This window comes from Cobetia sp. 10Alg 146, assembly GCF_029846385.1.
GTDB classification, from domain to species: Bacteria; Pseudomonadota; Gammaproteobacteria; order Pseudomonadales; family Halomonadaceae; genus Cobetia; species Cobetia marina.
In genome coordinates this window covers 280282-296276 of record NZ_JARWKT010000004.1, presented here as the reverse complement: position 1 = coordinate 296276, position 15995 = coordinate 280282, and the positions used below count along the sequence as shown (strand labels likewise).

At 59.1% G+C, this 15995-nt stretch carries 13 protein-coding genes and 3 pseudogenes; 6 read left to right on the top strand and 10 right to left on the bottom strand.

From position 1 onward, the window contains the following. Positions 1–64: 64 nt before the first annotated feature. Positions 65–436: pseudogene (locus QD172_RS09560) on the bottom strand (helix-turn-helix domain-containing protein); the annotation flags it as partial. A gap of 143 nt (positions 437–579) precedes the next feature. Between QD172_RS09560 and QD172_RS09555 the strand changes: the two are divergent. From QD172_RS09555 to QD172_RS09535, 5 genes and pseudogenes are all read left to right on the top strand, one after another. Beyond that, positions 580–810 (top strand): hypothetical protein, encoded by a 231-nt coding sequence (locus QD172_RS09555; protein WP_279855617.1) that lies wholly within the window; start codon positions 580–582, stop codon positions 808–810. 104 nt (positions 811–914) lie between these two features. Continuing rightward, the gene (locus tag QD172_RS09550; RefSeq protein WP_279855616.1) at positions 915–1145 is read left to right on the top strand and encodes a hypothetical protein; all 231 of its coding nucleotides are present in this window, start codon (positions 915–917) and stop codon (positions 1143–1145) included. Between the two features lie 374 nt (positions 1146–1519). Beyond that, a pseudogene (locus QD172_RS09545) lies at positions 1520–1627 on the top strand (IS30 family transposase); the annotation flags it as partial. A 7-nt stretch (positions 1628–1634) separates the two neighbouring features. Then, positions 1635–1877 (top strand): annotated as a pseudogene (locus QD172_RS09540) (transposase domain-containing protein); the annotation flags it as partial. A gap of 49 nt (positions 1878–1926) precedes the next feature. Continuing rightward, entirely contained in the window at positions 1927–2322 is a 396-nt protein-coding gene (locus QD172_RS09535; RefSeq protein WP_279855615.1) for a VOC family protein, read from the top strand. A gap of 139 nt (positions 2323–2461) precedes the next feature. Here the strand turns inward: QD172_RS09535 and QD172_RS09530 are convergent, their stop codons facing one another. The 9 genes from QD172_RS09530 to QD172_RS09490 form a co-directional block, all read right to left on the bottom strand. Further along, positions 2462–4018 (bottom strand): sugar porter family MFS transporter, encoded by a 1557-nt coding sequence (locus QD172_RS09530; RefSeq protein ID WP_279855614.1) that lies wholly within the window; start codon positions 4016–4018, stop codon positions 2462–2464. 45 nt (positions 4019–4063) lie between these two features. Continuing rightward, positions 4064–4906 (bottom strand): sugar phosphate isomerase/epimerase, encoded by an 843-nt coding sequence (locus QD172_RS09525; protein ID WP_279855613.1) that lies wholly within the window; start codon positions 4904–4906, stop codon positions 4064–4066. A gap of 100 nt (positions 4907–5006) precedes the next feature. Continuing rightward, the gene (locus QD172_RS09520; protein ID WP_279855611.1) at positions 5007–6509 is read right to left on the bottom strand and encodes a CoA-acylating methylmalonate-semialdehyde dehydrogenase; all 1503 of its coding nucleotides are present in this window, start codon (positions 6507–6509) and stop codon (positions 5007–5009) included. Positions 6510–6563: 54 nt separating this feature from the next. Then, positions 6564–7466, bottom strand: a complete 903-nt coding sequence (gene iolE, locus QD172_RS09515) for a myo-inosose-2 dehydratase (protein ID WP_279855610.1) — start codon at positions 7464–7466, stop codon at positions 6564–6566. Between the two features lie 136 nt (positions 7467–7602). Continuing rightward, positions 7603–9480 carry a 3D-(3,5/4)-trihydroxycyclohexane-1,2-dione acylhydrolase (decyclizing) gene (iolD, locus tag QD172_RS09510; RefSeq protein WP_279855609.1) on the bottom strand — a complete coding sequence of 626 codons (1878 nt, stop codon included), beginning with the start codon at positions 9478–9480 and terminating at the stop codon, positions 7603–7605. Next, entirely contained in the window at positions 9477–11468 is a 1992-nt protein-coding gene (gene iolC, locus QD172_RS09505) for a 5-dehydro-2-deoxygluconokinase (RefSeq protein WP_279855608.1), read from the bottom strand. The genes iolD and iolC overlap by 4 nt, the downstream gene beginning before the upstream one ends. Before the next feature lie 118 nt (positions 11469–11586). Further along, a complete protein-coding gene (locus tag QD172_RS09500) occupies positions 11587–12369 on the bottom strand; it encodes an ATP-binding cassette domain-containing protein (RefSeq protein ID WP_279855697.1) in 783 nt (260 codons plus the stop codon). 110 nt (positions 12370–12479) lie between these two features. Continuing rightward, complete coding sequence (locus QD172_RS09495; protein ID WP_176426449.1) at positions 12480–13598, bottom strand: ABC transporter permease; 1119 nt, start codon at positions 13596–13598, stop codon at positions 12480–12482. A 73-nt stretch (positions 13599–13671) separates the two neighbouring features. Next, positions 13672–14685, bottom strand: coding sequence for a sugar ABC transporter substrate-binding protein (locus tag QD172_RS09490; protein ID WP_176502603.1), 1014 nt, complete (start codon positions 14683–14685; stop codon positions 13672–13674). Positions 14686–15045: 360 nt separating this feature from the next. On the opposite strand from QD172_RS09490, the gene QD172_RS09485 reads away from it, so the two are divergent. Continuing rightward, a complete protein-coding gene (locus QD172_RS09485; protein ID WP_176493110.1) occupies positions 15046–15966 on the top strand; it encodes a MurR/RpiR family transcriptional regulator in 921 nt (306 codons plus the stop codon). Positions 15967–15995 lie beyond the last annotated feature (29 nt).

Genomic DNA, 15995 nt, shown 5'->3' with positions numbered 1-15995 from the left:
AAGCCCTCTGGCAGCAAGCAAAGGATAGCTTATTCTAGTCAATTGAACATCCGAGACCCTACACATAGATGGCGGTGTAAATCGTCTCGCGACAGACGTAGGCGTCTTCAAGCTTGGGTAAATTCATGTGTCGAAGCTTGCCGGCGATCTGCTCAGGAGACAAGTAGCGGCGAAGAAGGTACTCGACAAGCCCGAACCGCTCACTACCGATGGAAAGCTTTCTCTTGGGCCGGCAAAAGCGCCGATGCTTGAGTCGGGACGCTTGCGCGCGTTCAGCTTGGTAGTCGTTGTCCGGCTCACTATTTCGGCGAATTTCGCGGCTGATAGTGGAGGGAGAACGACTCAGGCATCGAGCAATGGCTCGGAGGCTCATGCCTTGAGAGAGACAAACCTGGATAGTGGCACGATCGGTAATGCTGAGTTCTGAGTATGACATGAGCGCAATACCTTACAGGGAAACTAAGGTGTTGCACTCAGAATCTGCGGCCAAGTTGTATAACTTTTCCGTATTATTATCGTTTGCTGGCATGAAATTGTCATGCTCTATACTCTTAGCCTCGATTAAAGGAGGACTGCGGCATGCATGACGATATAGTCAATCCTACGGTCATAAATGAGGCTCAAGAGGGCGACTTTCGCGCGTTAGGGAATGCAATGTGCATACTCTGTGACGACATAGGGATTGGGCTGGAACAGGTGGTTGAAGAGTTTTGGTATGTGGGGCTGGATGGGAAATTAGCTCAGGAAGCACTGGCACATGGACATTTTTCTAGGCAGATCAAGTCCAGCTATACTTCTGATCTATACTGATTTTTTTGAGCCAAGAGAAGCGTAGGAAGATCGTTGATCCTCTGGTTTGTAACATTAAGTATATTGAGATACAATTTGATTACATAATTGATCGAGATATTACAATGACAAAGCTGACAAAAGAACTTATTGAAAGAGGCCGGGCTGGGGAGCTGTCTTTACTGGGTAGTGCAATAAACGAAATGATGAACAGAGAAAGTTTAACATTCCAGCAAGTGGTTTTTGAATATAATAGAATTGGGCTTAACTATGCGCTTGCTAAATCAGCCTATACTGAATTTAGAATTGATGAAGATATATTGCAGTTCCAAGAGTCGCGTCGAACCCATTCTTGAATAAATTAAAACCCCTGCCTAGAGCAGGGGTTTTAATTTATTATGGTGTTCTTTGTTGACATCCTCGACGTTTCATATGGATTTGACTTCATTCAGCATGCGTCTCGAGGTGCTATCTATCATGTTGAGCATCGAAAAGGATATTGCTTTAGGTTTTGTACCCTGGATCCATAGAATAACCGCAGCACTTTGGACCGCACGGTAGAGGCAGGAGGGCCAGTGCCGGCACCCTTCTCGGCTCACCGACCAAAGTGAAGCAGAGTATGGAATACCGACAGCTGACCCAGACCCAACGTTACCAGATCCACGCCCTCCCCAAAGGAAGGGATTTCCGCCAGGTCAGCAATGCAGAGCTACGCAAGGTGGTCGAAAAGCTGAATGACCGTCCTCGAGAGCGACTCGGCTACCGGACACCGGCGCAGGTGTTTCTAGGGGAATACTCAAGAGGCTTGGATACCGCAGGTGCTGCGCTTATTGCTTGAATTCAAGATCGACAACAGCCGGGTGGAGTAGTTAATTCGTCCCTGGGCGCTTGGACGTTTAAACTGGCTGTTCGCCGGATCACTGCGCAGTGGTCAGCGTTTCATCACCATCATGTGCCTCATTCAGTCAGCCAAGCTGAACGGCCATTAGCCCTTTACCTACCTGAAGGACGTGGTGGAACGGCTGCAGACCCATAAGTCCAGCCAAGTGCACAAACTCTTGCCCCATCATTGGCAGCACACAACCTGATCACTCGCAAGTGATAATGTCAGAACGCTCACCTCTAAAGGAAACATGAATGAAGCATAACGTCGCACGGTATGGCCTGATATTAAATACAGAGCGGTTCGATGAGTGTGTCGCGTTCTACCAGGGCCTTTTTGAACTGCCGCTTCTGTTCAGTAAGGCGGACGCTGGTTTCAGGCTGAGCTGTTTAGCCTATGGAGACGGATATTTGATGATTGAGCAGGGCGGAAGAGCCATAGAGGGAGGCAAGAGTCCCGAGCAAGGTAGCGCCAAGATGCGCTTCAATGTCAGCGATATCGAACAAGCCTTGAGGGATGTCAGGGAGTGGGGGATCGATGCCGAAATCGAAGAGACGCCTTGGGGGAGGACGATCCATCTGTATGACCCCGATGGTAATCGGGTAGGGATTCGAGATGAGGCCGGATTCGAATTGCAGGTGTCGAGTTGAGCCGCTCCCCAACTTCTGGGAGAGCGAGGGGGCGTTTTCCTGATGCTAAACATCTGCCCCTTGCAGGCCGTTGCGACATAATGGCGAGCAAGGGGCAGGCATCACGTAGGAGTAAGCTGTGTGATGACGAGGTAACGTATCAGCTGCTAGCACTGGCACTGGCCAGCGCTCGACGACGCTTGCTAAGGCGTGTCCCAGTGATATTTTCTAGTTCTTCCAATGTTTTGCCTTTGGTTTCGGGGACATAGCGGAGGACTACCAGAAGACTTAGCAGGGTTAGTACTGCGTAGAGCCAGAAGCTGAATCCACTTCCGAACAGGCTATTAAGCCAGGCACTTTCTCGCAACATCGGGAAGGTTTGTGTGACCACGAAGCCCGCAAACCATTGACCGGCAACCGCAAGCGCCATGGCTCGTCCACGAATGGCATTAGGGAAGATCTCAGACAATAGTGTCCAGCACACACAGCCCCATGAAATGGCGAAGGACACCACGTAGACGATGAGTGCAATCAAAGCGCCATAGCCCACGGCATCACGACCGATAATGATGCCCAAGGCGCACATCCCGACCATGCTACCAATACTTCCCGCGATGAGAAGCGGGCGGCGGCCTACTTTGTCGATCAACAACATGCCTAACAGGTTACCACCCACAAAGGTGACACCCATGATTGAGGTCTGAAGCAAAGCGTCCTCGCTACTGGCGGTTACTGAGGACAGCACGTCCGGTGCGTAATACATGACAACGTTAATACCGGTCAATTGTTGAGCACTGGCAATGAACACACCGAGTATCACCAGCCCTAAGAGTCCGCGCTCCCGCAAACTGACCAGATTATCGCGTGAGCTGTCGCGATAGGAGGAGACAATACTGTTGAGTGTCTTGTCGAGTTCTGCAGTAGGGGTAAAACGGCTCAGGACACTTTTTGCTTGCTCGTGGCGTCCTCTGAGCACCAGCCAGCGAGGAGACTCAGGAATGAAGAACAGCAAGATACCGAAGAGCAGGGCCGGTAGAGCCTCTGAGCCCAGCATCCAGCGCCAGCCATAATCGACCATCCAATGTTCAGCCATGCCTTTGGCAATGAAGTAATTTACGAAGAACACTACCATTTGTCCGAAGACGATGGACTGTTGGAAAAGACTGACAGTACGGCCTCTCAGATGGCCTGGCGACATCTCGGAGATATACATCGGTGCTACCACGCTGGCTAGGCCTACTGCCATTCCGCCCAAGATGCGCCATAGCGTGTAATAGGTGAAATCTGTTGCTGTAGCGGAGCCGATGGCAGAGAGGAGGAATAGTATGGCAGCAATCAGGAAGGCCATACGGCGGCCAAAGCGTATGGAGACCCAGCCGGCACAGATGGCACCGCCAATACAGCCGATGACCACGGAAGATACGGCCCAGCCCTTTTCTGCGGGCGTCAATTGGAAGTATTCAGCGATGGGGCCAATGGCCCCAGAAATGACGCCGGTGTCATAGCCAAACAGTAGGCCTCCCAAAGTGGCAATCAGCGTGATACGAATCAAATAGCTGAGTTGCTGACGTGACAGGGAGGTAATAGCCCCGTCGGGCGAGCGTTTATCGGTCATACGGAATCTCCAGCGTTTGGACGTGGCTACGTCCCGCGCAGATGGCTTCGAGCAGTCTGGTGGGTTGGCGTGACTCGCTGCTCGAGATGTTGTTATGCCCACAGAGCCGAACTTAGGCGGCTCTGTGGGGGATACCTTCGGGTAGTCTTAGGCAGTCTCGACGATCGCGCAGTGTTCACGCAGGGCCGAGACACTTCGTGATAGCTGATCTTCCAGAACCAACAGATAATCGCCGGTCTTGACGGGCGTAAATGGGTCAGGGCCCATGGCAGGTGCTTCAACGATGATCGGGCCGGCGTACTGCATGGCCTGAAGCTGAGTAAACTGATCCGCCAAACGGCTGTGGCCTTGGCCGATACCGCCGCGATTGGAGTCGGCCACATGATAAAGTCCAAGTTGATCACCAGTCTCGGCAAGTGCACGTACGGGATCAGCTTCCTCGATATTCATGTGGTAGGCATCCAGCAATACCTTGAGCTGGGGAGAACCGATGTCCTGGATGAGCCTGCGACACTGGGCTGCAGTGTTGATGAGGTGGGATTCGTAGCGATTGAGGACTTCATAGACCAAGGGCACACTGCGTTCGGCGGCGTACTCACAGAGTGGTTTCAGTGCCTCGACCAAGTGGCGATATTCGCTGTCTTGATCGCTGCCATCCGCGGGACGGATTCGCCCCACGAGTCCGTGCAGTGAGACTCGCGCGCCGCCGAGCGCCTGGGCAAAGTCGATCAGCTGTCGATAGTAGGTCTCGGCAGCCTCGCGATCCGACGCGTCGGGGGAGGCGGGATCGTAATCTCCCGGCGTGAGTGAGAACACTTCCAGCCCATGCGTCTGGCAAAGGGCGCGGATCATGTCTGGTGTGAAGGCGTCGAGATCCCCATGCAGTTCCACCCCGTCAAATCCCAGGCGTGCGGTCCGCGCGAAGATATCCTCGATCGGCAGCGGGCCGAAGGTCCAGGTACAGACACCCACTTTCATGTTGTGCGTCATGACGTGCCTCCATGGCGGTCATGTGCCTTGCCGGTCTGGCAAGGCGCGATGAAAAGCGGTCGGGCATGACGCTGTCATGCCCGACCCCGAGAGTGGTGGATCAGAGTGTCGGCATGGTGAAGTGGCTGGCTTCACTGCGCAGACCGTCAGGCCAGCGGGTGGTGACGGCTTTCATGCGGGTATAGAAGCGCACGCCATCCGGGCCATGCATGTGAAGCGGGCCAAAGAGAGAGCGCTTCCAGCCGCCAAAGCTATGGAATGCCATCGGCACAGGGATCGGCACATTTACGCCGACCATGCCGACCTGAATGCGAGTGGTGTATTGGCGGGCAGCATCACCGTCGCGAGTGAAGATGGCCGTGCCATTGCCATACTCGTGGGCATTGATGAGCGCGATCGCCTCATCGAGCGACTCCTGACGAACCAGACACAGGACCGGTCCGAAGATTTCCTCGGCATAGATGCGCATGTCTGGGCGGACATGATCAAACAGGGTAGCGCCCACGAAATAGCCGTTCTCGTGTCCGGGCACCGTGATGTCACGGCCATCCACGACCAGCTCCGCGCCTTGCGCGACACCGCTGTCGATGAACTCGATGACCTTGTCGGCATGCACGCGTGAGATCAGTGGTCCCATGTCATTTTCCTGACCCTCGACTTCGCCGGGGCCGACTCGCAGGGTGGCCATCCGCTCGAGGATCTTGTCGCGCAGTCGCTCTGCGGTCTGCTCGCCGATCGGGACTGCCACCGAGATCGCCATGCAGCGCTCACCGGCACTGCCGTACGCCGCGCCCATCAGAGCATCCGCCGCCTGATCCAGATCGGCATCTGGCATCACGACCATGTGATTCTTCGCCCCGCCCAGGGCCTGGACTCGCTTGCCATGTGCCGAGGCAGTGGAATAGATGTACTCGGCGATCGGGGTGGAGCCGACAAAGGACACGGCCTCGATACGCTCATCGGTCAGCAGGACATCGACGGCTTCCTTGTCACCGTTGACGACGTTGAACACGCCCGGCGGCAGACCGGCCTCCGTCAGCAGTTCCGCCATGCGCAGCGGGGCAGAGGGATCTTTCTCGGACGGCTTCATGATGAAGGTATTCCCGGTGGCCAGGGCGATGGGGAACATCCACATCGGCACCATGGCCGGAAAATTGAAGGGAGCGATGCCCGCGCACACCCCCAGCGGTTGCATCAGAGAGTGGCTGTCCACCCCGGTGCCCACGTTCAGCGAGTGCTCGCCTTTTTGCAGGTGGGGCATGCCGCAGGCGAATTCGACGACTTCCATGCCGCGAGTCACCTCGCCAAGCGCATCCGAATGCACCTTGCCGTGCTCGCGGGAGATCAGCGTGGCGAGTTCGTCGCTGTGCTTTTCCAGCAGCGCCTTGAAACGGAACAGGATGCGTGAGCGCTTGAGCGCCGAGGTATTCGACCAGCCAGGGAAGGCGGCGCTGGCGGCCGCGATGGCACTGCGAGTTTCCTCGGCGCTGGCCAGCGCGACACTGGCGGACTGCTCACCGGTCGCAGGATTGAAGACCGCCGCATTGCGACCACTGTCGCCGGGTTGGATCTGACCATTGATGAAGTGATGTAACTGTTGCATGAGGCATCCTTTGCGTCTTGTTCAGGGGGGTGGCGATGTCTGAAAAGAGTGAAATCAGTTGATGAGGCCTGCGTCCCGGGCAAGCCGGGAGAGGTTTTGGTAGCCCAGAGTGGCGTAGGTCAGCGGGTCGGCAACGGAGGGATCCTGCTCGGCCTCCACGACCAGCCAGCGCTCTGTATCCTTGCCGTAGCCTTTGCGTGCCAGTACGGCGAACAGCGCGGCGAAGTCGATTCCGCCATCCCCCGGCACGGTGAACACGCCATCGAGTACGGCATCCAGAAAGGACTTGTCACGGTTGATGGCGTTATCCATGACGGCGAGACGAATGTCCTTGCAGTGCACATGGGTGATGCGGTCCGCGTGGCGCTCGGCGATGGTGACGGGGTCTCCACCGGCATAGGTCAGGTGGCCGGCGTCCAGCAGCAGTCGTACCTGTGTGGTGGAGGCCATCAACCGCTCAATGTCGGCCTGGCTCTCGATGACGGTACCCATATGGTGGTGATAGGCCATCTCCACGCCCTGGTCTGCCATGTGGCGTGCCACGGCATCCAGCCCGGTGGTCAGTCGTTGCCAATCGGCGTCGTTCATGACCGGGCGCCGCGAGACAGGCATGTCCTGGTCACCGTGCACGCAACGACTGACCTCGCAGTACACCATGACTGTCGCGCCGCAGGCTTTCAGTAGCTGAAGGTGGTCATCCAGCGCGGCAATTTCCTCGTCAATGCTGCGTTCCAGCAGGCGGCTGGAATACCAGCCGGAAACGAGAGCCAGCTCATGCGCGCCGAGTGCGCGAGACAGGGCCTGCGCCTCGCGCGGGAACTTGTTGCCCAGCTCGAAGCCTGCGAAACCGGCCTGACGCCCCTCGGCAAGACAGACCTCCAGCGGGGTATCCGCGCCGAGGCTTGGCAGGTCGTCGTTGGTCCAGGTCAGCGGATTGATGCCCAGGCGAATGCTCATGGCGGTATCCTTCTTCGAGATATTGAGATATTGAGATATCGAGAGTGCAGGGAGGCACGGTGGCCTCCGAGAGATGGCGTATCGTCCAGGCCGGCCAACGGATGTCGCAATGGCGGTTGGCCGGCCCTGAAATGCGTCAGCGAGCTTGCTGGCGTTTGTGCGACAGATAGCCCTGATAGGCGTCGCGGACGGCTTCGCGTTCGCTGACTTCGGGAATGGCGACTTCCCACCAGTGCCCGCCTTCCTGGGTGGAGGGCAATGGATCAGTGTCCAGCGCGATGACGTAGGTCGTCGATGAGGTCCGAGCACGCTCGAGCGCGGCGTCCAGTTCGCCAATCCCCGTGACCTGTTCGGCCTGACAGCCCAGTGCACGAGCGTGCGCCGCAAAGTCCACCTTGGGGGCGCCTTCCGGAACGGTGCGGCAGTCCTTGAGCAGGTTGTTGAAGCCGGCGCCGCCGGTGGCATGTTGCAGGCGATTGATGCAGCCGTAGCCTCGGTTATCGAGTACGACGACGGTCAATTTGTGGCCCAGCATCACGGAGGTGGCAAGCTCAGAGTTGAGCATCAGGTAGCTGCCATCGCCGACCACAACCACGACGTCCCGCTCCGGGCGTGCCATCTTGACGCCCATCCCGCCGGCCAGTTCATAGCCCATGCATGAGAACCCGTACTCGACGTGATAACTGCCGGGGACAGTGGCTGCCCATAGCTTGTGAAGCTCACCTGGCAAGCCGCCGGCAGCACAGACCACCGTGGTGTCATCTGTCGCTTGACGATTCACGGCCCCGAGCACCTGGGCATCGGTTGGCAGGGAGAGCCCCTGATCAGCCATCACGCTCTCGCGGACCGCTTCCCATTCCTGCTTGAGCCCGGATTGGCGTTGCACCCAGCTGTCTGGCGCGGCCCAGTCACCCAGCCCTGCCGTCAAGGCCTCAAGCCCCCGCAGGGCATCGCACTGCAGTTGCCGTGCGCCATGCTTGACGGCGTCGAAGCGACCGACATTGAGGTTGATGAGTGTCTGGCCGGCGGCTTCAAAGAGCGTGCGAGAGCCGCTGGTGAAATCCTGAAGTCGTGATCCGATGGCCATGATGACGTCGGCTTCACGTGCCAGCTGGTTGGCGCTGGCCGCGCCGGTGACACCGATTGCGCCCATGTTGCGAGCGTGGTCCCAGGGCAGGGCGCCCTTGCCTGCCTGTGTCTCGACCACTGGAATGCCGTGTTGCTGGGCAAAGGCGGCGAGGGCCTCGCACGCCTCGCTGTAATGCACGCCACCCCCGGCAATCAGCAGTGGCCGCTTGGCTGTGCGCAGTGTGTCCAAGGCTGCCACCAGCTCTTCCTGAGCGACGGGAGCGCGACGGATGTGATGCACCCGACGGGTGAAGAAGTCTTCCGGCCATTCAAACGCAAGCGTCTGGACATCCTGTGGCAGACACAGGGTGGCAGGGCCACAATCCACGGGGTCCAGCAGCGTGGCCAGCGCCTGGGGCAGGCTGGTCAGCAATTGTTCCGGTCGCGTGATGCGGTCGAAGAAGCGTGATACGGGACGGAAGCAGTCATTGACGCTCAGGCCCGGGTCATTGAAGTGCTCGACCTGTTGGAGCACCGGGTCCGGTGCGCGGCTGGCGAAGGTATCGCCGGGCAGGAACAGCACCGGTAACCGATTGACATGAGCAAGCCCTGCAGACGTCACCATGTTGGTGGCACCAGGCCCGATGGATGAGGTACACGCCATGATGCGACGGCGATTGTTGGCCTTGGCGTAGGCAATGGCCGCATTGGCCATGCCTTGTTCGTTGTGGGCGCGATAGGTGGGGAAATCATCGCCCGCAGCGTGCAAGGCCTCGCCGAGACCCGCCACGTTGCCGTGGCCGAAGATGGCGAAGCAGCCACCGAACAAGGGGACTTCCTGTCCATGTTGTTCGATATATTGCCGGCTCAGGTAGCGCACCAGTGCCTGAGCGACGGTCAGACGCACGGTACCCGGCGCCGCCGCCGAGTGGAAAACGGGGCTCATTGCAGGACTCCTTCTGCGAGCGGTGTGGCAGGACTGACATCCGCTGCGCCGCAATGGGCATCACGCAGCTGCTGCCAATGGGTGATCAAGTCGAGATAGTTGTCAGCGGCCTGACGAATCAGGGTCGCATCATCAATGCTGCCTGACAGCCAGGCCTGGCTGGGGGCAGTGAACAAGGTGCGCCCGACGGTGAACCCCTTGCAGATCGGGAAACGCGCTGCCTGCTCGAAACCGCGTTTGACCTCTTCGATCGGCGCATCAAGCCCCAGCAGCACGACACCATGACACCAGGCGTCGCGAGCGCTGATGATTCGGCTGACGCGTTCCCAGCCTTGCGTCGTCAGAGCGGGCAGTTTCCACCAGTCCGGGCGAATGCCGAGGTTGTAGAGACGCTCCAGGCTACGGGGAACGGTGGTCTCATCGCAGGTGGGGGCATCTGCCTGACGTGGCGGAATCACTTCAATCAGCAGTTCATGTCCGGAAATGCAGCAGGCGTCATACAGCTGGCGCAGGCGGGCTTCCTGATCGAGGCGCAGCGTGGCCTCATCGTCCGGGTGATAGAACACGAGGCACTTCACGATGTGGTGGCGCGGCCAGCGTCGCAACTGGCTACCGATGTCATCTCCATGCTGGAAGCGCAAAGGCCGCGAGCTGGGGAGCTCGACCGGACGGCCTACCCACCAGTCCAGTGCTGCCGTGTCATTGAGCGCATCCTGTCCCAGGACATCATCACAGAGAATGGCAGGGCGCTGGATACCGGCCTGTTGCGCCGCGCTGCGGGTGGCCTCTACCAGTAGCTGCTTGAGGCGTGGCAGGCGCTCGGGGTCGCCTTCGACATCGCGTGCCATGTCCAGGAATTGGCGACGGTGATCGAATGCCAGCCCCAGCACGCTCTCCCAGTGCGCTACCCGACGCGTGGTGACGCGATGCAGGTGGGTCAGATGATCATCAAGGTCCGGGCGTGGCACGGACTCGCGGCGGCTCAGATAATCGAACAGTTCCGCTTCCGTGGGCATGGCAGGTGCACATCCATGGCGAGACACGACCAATGCGCCACATGCGTTGGCGTAATGGCCGCAAGTGTCCCAGCTTTCATCGCGAAGATAGCCACGCAGGAAGCCACTCATGAAGGCATCACCGGCGCCAAGCACGTTCATGACCTCGACCTTGACACCCTCGACCAGAATGCCGTCTTCCAGATGTCGTGGGATGTCGCCCTCGAAGATGACGCAGCCGCGTGCCCCTATCTTGCACACGAGCACGGCATCGCTGTGACGGCGAACCTCGCGCAGCGCGTCCAGCGTGTCGGTACTGTTGCCCGCGATATGAAACTCTTCTTCCGTGCCGACGATCAGGTCGAAGTCACCCAGCCAACGGGCCATGTGCTGACTGACACTCTCGTCCGCGACAAAGCGCGTCTCGCCATCCCCGATGCTGGTCAGCCCCCAGAGTACGGGGCGGTAGTCGATATCCAGCACGCGCTTCACGCCAGCCTCGCGTGCGGCATCCAGTGCCTTGCGGGCGGCACGTTGGGTGCGGGGAGTGGAAAGGTGGGTGCCGGTGATCGCCAGGGCGCGGGCTCGAGCGATGAACGCCGGGTCCACATCATCTTCATCAATGGCCATGTCGGCACAGTCGTTGCGTACGAAGAGCAGCGGGAACTGGTCCTTGTCCTTGATGCCCAGAAGCACCAGTCCGGTCAGACGTTCGGGGTCACGTTTGAGATGGCTGACATCGCAGCCGACCGAGGCGAGTTCCTCGCGCAGGAATTCGCCCATCTGTTCATTGCCGACGCGACCCAGCATCGAGGAGTTGAGTCCGAGGCGTGCCGTGCCATACGCCATGTTGCCGGAGCTGCCGCCCAGATATTTCTTGAAGCTGGTGGCGTCTTCGAGGCGCGCACCGATCTGTTCGGCATAGAGGTCGACGGCGACGCGGCCGAGGCAGATGACATCCAGGTCAGGTGAGTGAGGTGAGTGGCGCGTCATTGGCATGTCCCTTGATATAGGCCGGTGATGACCGGCATTGACAGTAATCGGTGCACGTCGAGGCGTTGGAGCAGCCTCGACGTCTCTGCTGCAGCGTGACCGGCGCGATGATGCCGTGTCAGGCCACCGTGGCGGCGTCCATCCGCTGGAATTCCGCCAGTTCCGCATCCAGGCTGGCCATTTCCTCGCCGCCGGCCATCATGTTGAGCACTTCCTCACGCGTGATGTCTTCCTTGCGCCAGCTACCCAGAGAGGTACCGCGCTTGAGCAGGGTGAACGCATCGCCGATGGGATAGGCATGATGAACGTTGTGCGTGATGAAGATGACCCCGAGCCCTCGATTGCGAGCCTGTGCGATATAGCGCAGCACCTTGGACGCCTGCTTGACCCCCAGTGCCGAGGTCGGCTCGTCAAGAATGAGCACCTTGGCACCGAAGTAGACGGCCCTTGCGATCGCCACGCACTGACGCTCACCACCGGACAGGGTGCCCACCGGCTGGGACGGATCGCGGACATCGATCCCGATCTTGGCCATTTCCTCCCGCGCGACACGGTCAGCGAATGCCCAGTCGACACGTTTGAAGAGGCCGTATCCCTTGGTGGGTTCACGCCCCATGAAGAAGTTGCGGGTGATCGACATCAGGGGAATCATCGCCAGATCCTGAAAGACCGTCGCGATGCCGGCATCCAGCGCCTGACCTGGTGTCGTGAAGTTGGCAGGGGTGCCCTCGAGCAGCAGCTCACCATGGGTCGGGGCATGTACCCCTGACAGGGTCTTGATGAGGGTGGACTTGCCGGCGCCATTGTCGCCCAGCAGGCACATGACTTCGCCTGCGTACACTTTCAGCGAAATGTCGGAGAGAGCGACCACATTGCCGAAGTGCTTGTCGACGGCCTGCATCTCGATCAATGGCGTGCGAGTGTCAGCGGCTTTCGGGGTGTTACCTCTGGCTCGGTCTGCGGCGGTCGTGGTCTGTTCCGGCGCCTGTTGCAGGTTGGCATTGGCAGTCATCACTTGGCCTCCAGGGCTTTCTTGCGCACGTAGTTGTTGAACAGCACCGCGATCAGGAGCATGGCGCCGAGAAAGACCTTGAACCAGTCAGTGTTGACCCCGGTATAGAAGATGCCCATCTGGACCGTGCCGAAGATAAGCGCACCGAAGACGGCCCCTACGGCAGACCCATAGCCTCCGGTAAGCAGAGCGCCGCCGATGACCACGGCAATGATGGCTTCCAGTTCCTTGAGCAGTCCGCGCGTCGTGTCAGCTGACCCCGTATCCATCACCTGCAGGCAGGCAAAGATGGTGGCGGCGACAGCCGTGAAGATGAACAGCACGATCTTGACCTTCATGACCGGGACGCCGACGTTGCGAGCGGCATTCACGTCGCCGCCACACGCGAAGATCCAGTTGCCGAATCGCGTGTAGAGCAGCAGCCAGGTCGCGGCGATGGCCAGCACGATCCACCAGACGATGGAGATCGGTACACCCGTGACGCTAGGGTTGCCCGCGAAGTTGGTCGCGATCCAGCCCTGCGCCGCCATCCAGCTGAAGAGCCCGGTGAATACCTCGCCGGAGAAGAGCGGCGCCAGCCAATCGTGATCCGCCAGTTCCTGAATGCCCCCGACTTGAGTGCGGCCGGTCGTCCAGCGCGTCAGGCCAATGGCCAGGCCACGAAGAATGAACAGGAACCCCAGGGTCACGATGAAGGAGGGCAGACCGGTGCGCATCACCAGATAGCCGTTGATCCAGCCGATCAGCACGGCGCTGGCAAAGGCGAAGGTGATGGCCAACCAGAGTGGCCAACCGTATTGCACGGCAGGGATGGCGATCAGGATGCCGGCAAAGCCGATCATGGAGCCAAGGGAAAGATCGAACTCCCCTCCGATCATCAGCAATGACGCCGCGATGGCCAGGATCCCCAGCTGAGCGGAGACCTCCAGAAAGTTGAGTATGCCTGCCAGGCTGAACATCCCGGTCCCTGAGGCCGCGGCAGAGAAGAAGGCAAATACCAGGATAGTGCCGGCAATGGCACCGAATTCGGGGCGTTTCAGTGCGGCTTTCAAGGGGTGAACGCGGCGGAGGCGCTCGTCATCCGTCTCTGAAACAGCGCTCATGGCGTGATCGGTCATGATGTTCTCTCCTGGCGCCTCCTCGAGGAAGGCGCCATCTCACGGAAATGAAAGTGTTGCCAGATGGGAGAGCTCAGCGAATGCCTTGCTCTGACAGCTCGATGACCTGACCGGCATTCTCGGCGGTGACAAATCCCGGCCCTGTGGCGACATCGCCAGCCGGCATCAGACCGTGAAGGTGGTACTGATGCATGAAGACCACCGGCAGATAGCCCTGCAGGTACTGTTGCTGATCAATGGCAAAGTTCATTTCCCCGGCCTGGACGGCAGCGAGAATGTCGGGAGAGAGATCGAAGGTGCCCAGCTGGAATTTCTGGGTGGCACCGGCTTCCTGCATGGCCTTGAGCATGGGTTCAGAGCTGAGGGGCCCCAGAGCCAGAATCGAGTCGATCTCGCTGTGTTGATTGAGATATGCCACCAGGGAATTCTTGATCTCGGTCGGATCGGTACTGGTCGCCAGCTCGTCTGCACTGCCGTCAAACCCCTCGATGAAGCCTGCACAGCGGGCATCCAGCCCCACGTTGCCCTGTTCCTGGTTGATGCACAGGCCGTGCTTGGCACCACTGTCCATCATGCGCTCAGCCGCAGCACGCCCAGCCTCATACTCGCTCTGTCCGATATGCAGGCGAGCACCGACGTCCTTGGATTTGTCGCCACCGGAATTGATGGTGATGACGGGGATCTTCTGGTCCACCGCATTCTTGATGCCCTTGCCCAGTGCATCGGCATCGGTCAATGAAATGATCAGGCCATCGGGCTGAGAGGCCACTGCGGCATCCAGCAATTGCGCCATCTTGGCCATGTCAAAGGTGGAGGGAGCGCGATACTCGACCTTGACCCCAAGCGCCTGGGCAGCATCATCCGCACCGCGTTTGACGATGGACCAGAAAGGGTCGGAGTTCTGTCCATGGGTGATCATGACATAGCGCTCGGAGTCCGCGGCCCACACGGCATTGGCGGCTGAGGCTGCCAGCAGAGCCGTGACGATGCCGGCGGTGATGCGACGAAAGCGGGACGTTTCGTGGCGGGGCTTTCCGGTACGGGGATGGGCTGGAACTGGATGAGCGTGTGAATTGGCGTGGTTCATCGATGACTCCTGACGTCTCTGATTATTGTCGTTGTCAGTACGGGCTGCCGGATTGGCGTCTCGGCATCCCGTTTCAGTGCCTCTATGGGCGCAAGCAGGATCATTTCATTGTGTGAGGTGGTGTGCCGTCACGGTGGTGCCTGTCACTCAGCGGGCGCCCTGACACAAGGCAGGAACATGGCGTTCCGTTTTGATCCGCTTATGGAATGTAGATTCCAGAATTGGGGAATGCAACAGGAATATTCGATTTATTTTTGTATTGGAATTTTCATTCCATATGCCTACACTGCCAATCATCGCTCACTCGAGGTACGGCCGCTCCGACGCCGCATTGGCAGGTGAGCCGCGACAGGAGTTCCCATGGCTGAGATAACCCCCTTGCAGACGACTGCACGCCAATTGCAGTCATTTGAATCTCTCGAAGCGCATATCACGCAGCAGTATCCGCATCTGTCGCGCCGCCTTCAGCAAAGCGCGCGCTTTTTGCTGGATCACCCCCAGGAGGTGGCTTTCGGCACGGTGGCGGGGCTTGCCGAGAAGGCTGATGTCACTCCCTCGACGCTTATTCGATTCGCGAACGCGCTGGGGTTTTCGGGCTTTTCAGAGATGCAGAAGCTGTTTCGGGCTCGCCTGGTCGAAGCGGAGCCCAGTTACAGTGAGCGCATCAGGGTCGCCCGCGAGGTGACCGGCGAGAGTCCTGGCGCTCACGAGCTGTTGAGAAGTTTCTCGGCTGCCAATCAGCAGGCACTTGGCGAACTGCCAGGACGTATCGCGCCCAAGGATATCGAGCGAGCTCTCGATCTGCTGGAAGCCGCGGAGGCTGTTCACCTTCTGGGAGCACGGCGAAGTTTCGTCGTCTCAAGCTACCTGGCCTACTCATTGCGGCATATCGCCAAACGCGCCTTCCTGATGGATGGCATGGGGGCGATGTATCGCGAGCAGGCAGAAGCGATCTCCCGCCAGGACTGTCTGCTGGTCACCAGCTTCGCGCCCTACGCAGAAGAGGTGCAGTCTGCCGTCCATGTGGCGCGTGAGCGCGGTACCCCCACGATACTCATTACCGACTCTTCCCTGAGCCCGCTGACTCACCATGCAGATGTCGTGTTGGTGGTGAACGAAGCCGAAGTGCAAGGCTTCCGAGGTCTGACGTCCACGCTATGCCTGGCCCAGGCACTTGCCATCGGACTGGGCGTTCGCCAGCAGGGCAGCGAGGAAGTGCAGGGCACCACACCGCACGACATCTCATTGCAGGAAGAGGGCGCTGCCAACCTTCGAGGCTGAAGTACGGCAAAGGCGAGCACTACAGGAGG